Annotated in this window: 7 protein-coding genes; 6 read left to right on the forward strand and 1 reads right to left on the reverse strand. The window is 60.4% G+C overall.

From position 1 onward, the window contains the following. The 6 genes from E1297_RS04665 to E1297_RS04690 form a co-directional block, all read left to right on the forward strand. On the forward strand, positions 1-878 hold an 878-nt coding region (locus E1297_RS04665; RefSeq protein WP_155134526.1), incomplete at its 5' end, for an MFS transporter. 37 nt (positions 879-915) lie between these two features. Beyond that, positions 916-1266 (forward strand): helix-turn-helix transcriptional regulator, encoded by a 351-nt coding sequence (locus E1297_RS04670; RefSeq protein ID WP_155134529.1) that lies wholly within the window; start codon positions 916-918, stop codon positions 1264-1266. Positions 1267-1294: 28 nt separating this feature from the next. Further along, on the forward strand, positions 1295-1792 hold the full coding sequence (locus E1297_RS04675; protein ID WP_155134532.1) for an arsenate reductase ArsC: 498 nt from the start codon (positions 1295-1297) through the stop codon (positions 1790-1792). Then, complete coding sequence (locus tag E1297_RS04680) at positions 1789-2484, forward strand: MIP/aquaporin family protein (RefSeq protein WP_155134535.1); 696 nt, start codon at positions 1789-1791, stop codon at positions 2482-2484. Before E1297_RS04675 ends, E1297_RS04680 begins: the two co-directional genes overlap by 4 nt. 193 nt (positions 2485-2677) lie before the next feature. After that, a complete protein-coding gene (locus E1297_RS04685; protein WP_155134538.1) occupies positions 2678-3919 on the forward strand; it encodes an FAD-binding oxidoreductase in 1242 nt (413 codons plus the stop codon). A gap of 26 nt (positions 3920-3945) precedes the next feature. Further along, a complete protein-coding gene (locus tag E1297_RS04690; protein ID WP_155134541.1) occupies positions 3946-4989 on the forward strand; it encodes a 4-hydroxyproline epimerase in 1044 nt (347 codons plus the stop codon). Positions 4990-4997: 8 nt separating this feature from the next. Here E1297_RS04690 and E1297_RS04695 read toward each other — a convergent pair whose 3' ends face one another. Then, positions 4998-5369, reverse strand: a complete 372-nt coding sequence (locus tag E1297_RS04695) for a hypothetical protein (protein ID WP_155134544.1) — start codon at positions 5367-5369, stop codon at positions 4998-5000. Between the last annotated feature and the right edge of the window lie 118 nt (positions 5370-5487).

The raw sequence follows: 5487 nt of genomic DNA on the forward strand, positions 1-5487 counted from the left end.
TTTCCTGGCGCTGGATCTTCTGGATCAACCCTCCGATTGTTGTCTTGATCGCGACCATCTCGATCGTGACATGGCGCGATGTCGAACGGCCGCCGCGGACAGCCATCGACTGGCTGGGCCTCGTTCTGATCGCCGCCGGCATGTTCGCCGTTGTCTTTGCATTGATGGAAGCCGGAGCTCTGGGGTGGGGCAATCCTGTCATTCTTGGCCTGTTTGCTCTGGGACTTGCGCTAATCTACCTGTTCGCACGGCTGGAACTTGCCATCCCCCACCCCCTGATAGAGGTGAGCCTGTTCAAGGACCTTGTGGTCACCGCCTGTAATCTCGTCAGTTTTCTGACGCAGTACTCCAAAATGCAACTCTACATCTTTGCAGCGCTTTATGCGCAGCGGGAACTTGGTTTCACGGCATTCGAAGCCGGGATCATCGTCTTCATGGCGGCCCTGTTGCAGCCGGTCATCTCGCCGGTCAGTGGCAGGTTTGCCGACCGTCTGCCGCCCCGGAAACTGATTTTTTTCGGCTTGTCCACGATGACCATAAGCATGCTTCTACTGACAACGTCGGTTTTGCTCGGCAACATCTATGTGCTTGGTGGGGGCTTGCTGATTGCCGGAGCGGCCATTCCGTTTCTGTTCATTGCGCCGCGCATGCGTGTTGTCTCGGCTCTTCCCGCCTACAAGCACGGCGAAGCCAGCAGCGTGATCATGGCCGCGCAGATGATCGGCGGCACGGTCGGCCTTGCCGTTTCCAGTGCAGTCTATGCCGCCAGCGGTGCCTTTGCTCCGATATTCGCGGTGAGTGCATTGCTTGGCTTCCTTGTGCTTGTGTTTTGTCTTCTTGCATTTCGCGCCGAAGCAATTCCCGCCGCTGAAAATTAACGGTTGCATGGATCCATAATTCGAGTATTCTCGAATTATGGATAAAAATAATGCTTTGGATGCATTGGCAGCGCTGGGCCAGGAAACGCGGCTCGATGTCTTCCGCCTTCTTGTCAGGGCGGGCGGAGAAGGCATGACCGCAGGCGCTGTTTCCGAAGCACTTCAGGTGCGTGCAAATACCCTATCGACCCATTTGGGCGTCCTTTCCCGGTCCGGCCTTATCGAGGCTGAACGGAAAGGGCGCTCAATTGTGTATTCGGCGCAGATCGGAGTGATGCAGGGGCTGGTGAATTACCTGCTGGAGGACTGCTGTGGCGGGAATCCGGATCTATGCGCTCCGGTGATGGGAGCCAGACCTGTTCTCCCGGTCGAACCCGACCGTTCATAAAAGGCAACCAAGCGTTTCAGGGGCTCTCATGCGGAACGTTCTTTTTATTTGCACTGCCAATTCGGCGCGCTCCATTCTGGGTGAGGCTCTGTTGAAACATCTGGCCGGGGACCGTTTTTCTTCCCATTCGGCCGGATCCACTCCGCGCGGAACCGTCAATCCGGACGCACTGACCTGCTTGTCGCGCCACGGGGTTGAGGTTGGCGGGTATCGCTCAAAAAGCTGGGAGGAGTTTGCCGGACCCGGCGCACCGCGCATGGATCTGATTGTGACCGTGTGTGACAGTGCAGCAGGAGAAGCCTGTCCCGTGTGGCCCGGGCATCCGCTGGTGGTGCATTGGGGCATTCCGGACCCGGCCGGTGTTGCAGGCGATGATGCAGCGCGCGCTGCAGCCTTCGATCTCGCCTACGACCGGATGAAGAAACGAATTTCGGCGTTCCTGGATCTTGAAGACACGGTTTTTGATGCGCCCGATGCGCGTGAACGTCTCGCAAACATTCCTGAAACTCTGGGCGAAAACGCATGAGCGCTTCTGATTATGATGTTTCCCGGCGGCTCGTCGCCGAAGCCCTTGGCACGGCCATGCTGGTCGGCACCGTTGTCGGGTCCGGGATCATGGCCGACAATTTGACAGATGATGTGGCGGTTGCGCTGCTGGGCAACACGATCCCGACCGGCGCGATCCTTGTTGTCCTGATCACCATGCTCGGGCCGATTTCCGGGGCGCATTTCAATCCGGCCGTGACATTCGCTTTTCTGCTCAAACGGCAAATCGCGGTGCCGATGGCGCTTGCTTACATGGCGGTTCAGGTCGCCGGAGGGATCTTCGGAACGTTCGTGGCCCATGTCATGTTCGAACTGCCGGTCCTGCAAGCCTCGACCACGGCGCGCACGGGCACGGGGCAATGGGTGGCCGAGATTGTCGCGACCTTCGGTCTCGTCGGTACCATCCTGGCCGGGATAAAGTTTCGCGAAAGCGCCGTGCCGTGGCTGGTCGGGCTTTATATCACGGCGGCCTACTGGTTCACGGCCTCAACCTCCTTTGCCAATCCGGCGGTCGCAATTGCGCGCAGTTTCACCGATACCTTTTCAGGGATCCGGCCCGTCGATCTTCCGGGGTTTTTGATCTGCGAATTCCTTGGCGCGGCCATCGCTCTCGTCCTGTTCAGCTGGCTGCTGACACCGGGGGTGCGGGTGCGGGACAAGAGACCCGCCTGACCGTTCCGGATTCCGTTGCAGCGGGGAAAGATGCCGGAATTGATCTTCAGCGATGGCCAGTTCCCGCGTTTGCACGTCTGAGATCGCAGTTCGCCCGAAACCGTTCAGTCAGGGGGAAGGGGGGTCTTGCACGCTCTTGCCAACCCGCCATGCCTTCCGCTCTTATGGACAGACATTCGGAGCAAGTCGGGGCATGGCCGAACAAAGCGTTCATATTATCGGTGCGGGAATTGTCGGACTGGCGGTGGCGGCCGGTCTGGCGGATCGCGGCTACACAGTGACGGTGCTGGACCGGGACGCGGTGGCAGCCGGTGCCAGTCAGGGCAATGCAGGTGCGATTGCATGGACCGACGTTGCCCCGCTGGCGGCACCGGGGATCTGGAAACAGGCCCTGTCCTGGCTCGGTGACCCGCTGGGCCCACTGGCGGTCCGGCCCGGCTACGCGCTGGCGGCCCTGCCTTGGATGCTCAGGTTTCTGGCGGCCTCAAGGCCTGCGCGGGTTCACCGGTCAACACAGGCGATTGCCGCGCTCAACGCCCGTGCCCTTCCGGCATGGGAACGGTTGTGGCAGGCAAGCGGCACACATGATCAAGTCTTCAGGGACGGGTGCCTTGAAGTCTTTGACAAGGAAGCAGACCTTCAGCGCCATCGGGCTTCCTGGGAAGACCAGCGGGCACATGGTATCGAGGTGGAAGAGCTCGATGCCGAACAGCTGCGCGCTCTGGAACCCGCGTTGTCGAGCCGGGTGGCGGGAGGCGCCCTGGTGCCCGGCTGGGTGCGGATGGACGATCCGGGACGCCTGTGCCTGTCCCTCGGCAACTGGCTGCAGACGCGCAACATTGCTTTCCGGCGGGAGGCCGTTCACGAGATTGTGCCCGACGGAGAGCGGGTGCGCTTGACGACCGGCGCCGGCCAGACGATCCGCACGGACAAGGCCGTGATTGCCTGCGGGGCGTGGTCAAAGCCTCTGGCGGCGCAATTGGGGGATCGGGTCCCGCTCGATACCGAACGGGGCTACAACATCACTGTTGCCAATCCGGGCGTTTCGCCCAACCGCTTCATCATGTTGCCGGGGCACGGGTTTGTATTGTCGCCGTTAAGCGGCGGCTTGCGGATCGGCGGGGCGGTCGAGTTCGGCGGGCTGGCCCTGCCGCCCAACTGGAAGCGCGTTGAGGCGATGGTGACCAAGGCGAAACTGTTTTTTCCCGGTCTGTCGGCGGAGGAGGGGACGCGCTGGATGGGGTTCAGGCCTTCTCTTCCGGACAGCCTTCCGGTCATCGGACTGTCGCGGGCCAGCCGGAATGTTGCCTATGCCTTCGGTCATGCGCATCATGGCCTGACGCAGGCGGCCGTCACCGGTGAACTGGATGCCAAGCTGCTTGCCAACGAGACACCGGAGATTGATCTCACCCCCTTTTGCGCAAGGCGCTTCTGACAAGGGACAGGCGGAAGGACACATCCATGGCGCGTCACACGTTCTTTTGCATCGACGGACACACGTGCGGCAACCCGGTCAGGCTGGTGGCCGGTGGCGGCCCGCAGATCGAGGCAGCCTCGATGTTCGAGCGGCGCAAGAAATTCATGGCCGATTATGACTGGATCCGGACCGGATTGATGTTCGAACCGCGCGGCCATGACATGATGTCCGGGTCGATCCTCTATCCGCCGTCCTCGGAAGCGTATGATGCCGGAGTGCTTTACATCGAAACTTCCGGCTGCCTGCCGATGTGTGGCCATGGCACCATCGGCACCGTTACCATGGCAATTGAAGAGGGGTTGCTGTCGCCAAAGACGCCGGGGCTTGCACGGCTGGAAACGCCTGCCGGTCTGGTCCTTGCCGACTACACCATGGACGGGGACCATGTTTCTTCGGTCAAGCTGACGAATGTCCCGGCCTTTCTTGCGGCGGATAATCTGGAGATCGAGTGTAAGGAGCTGGGGCGCTTGCGTTTTGACGTTGCCTATGGCGGCAATTTCTACGCGATCATCGAACCGCAGGACAATTTCGCCGGTGTCGGCTCCGTGCCGATCGACCAGCTTGTCGCGATCAGCCCGGCTTTGCGGGCCGCGATCAACGAGAGCTTCGACATGGTGCATCCGGAAAACCCGGACATTTGCGGCGTGACCCATATCCAGTGGACCGGCCCGGCCACAAATGGAACGGCAGATGCACGCAATGCGGTGTTTTACGGCGACAAGGCCATTGACCGCAGCCCTTGTGGTACGGGCACCTCCGCCCGCATGGCGCAGCTCCATGCCAGGGGGCAGTTGAAAACCGGCCAGTCCTTTGTCCATGAAAGCGTCATCGGGTCGCTGTTCAAGGGGGGAATCCGGGAAGAGATCCGCATCGGCAACAAGACCGGGATCGTGCCGACGATCGAAGGCTGGGCCATCAAGACCGGCATCAGCACGATCGTGCTTGACGAACGCGACCCTTACATGGCCGGATTTTCGGTCACCGGCACTGGCGCAAAGCATTACCCGCGGCCGGTTGGCCACAGGTAGGGGCCGGATTACTGGCAGGCGGGCAGACCGAAATTGTTGACCCCTTCGACAGCATTGATGTTTGCAATCGTGCCTGCGCTGCGGGCCAGAAAGCAGTAGCTGTCATTGCCTGCGGTTGTGAAAAAGCAGGAGGCTGTTCCTGCCTGAATGACGATGTTTTGAGCGGTTCCGATCTGGAACACGGTCGCCGTTGCTGCACGATTGGCTGCGCTGTTCGGATTTTTCCGGAAGGTGATACCGGTATTCGGATTGGCGACATTGATTGCCGAAAACACCTGGCAATCCGGGCTGAATGCCAGATCGACGGCCAGGACCTGCGAACTCCAACCGGCGGCCAATGCGCCGCCGATCAGGCACGGCTTGATGAATTTGCTGAGCATGAGGTGTCTTCCTTTCAAGGTCACGAACACCTTATGAGGACGATCCTCCTCCGGCCTTGTGATGCCAGGATCGTCTTTTCTGTGACATAAGGCCATATCATGCATGTTACGATTGGCT

The sequence above is a fragment of the Roseibium sp. RKSG952 genome, from assembly GCF_009711355.1.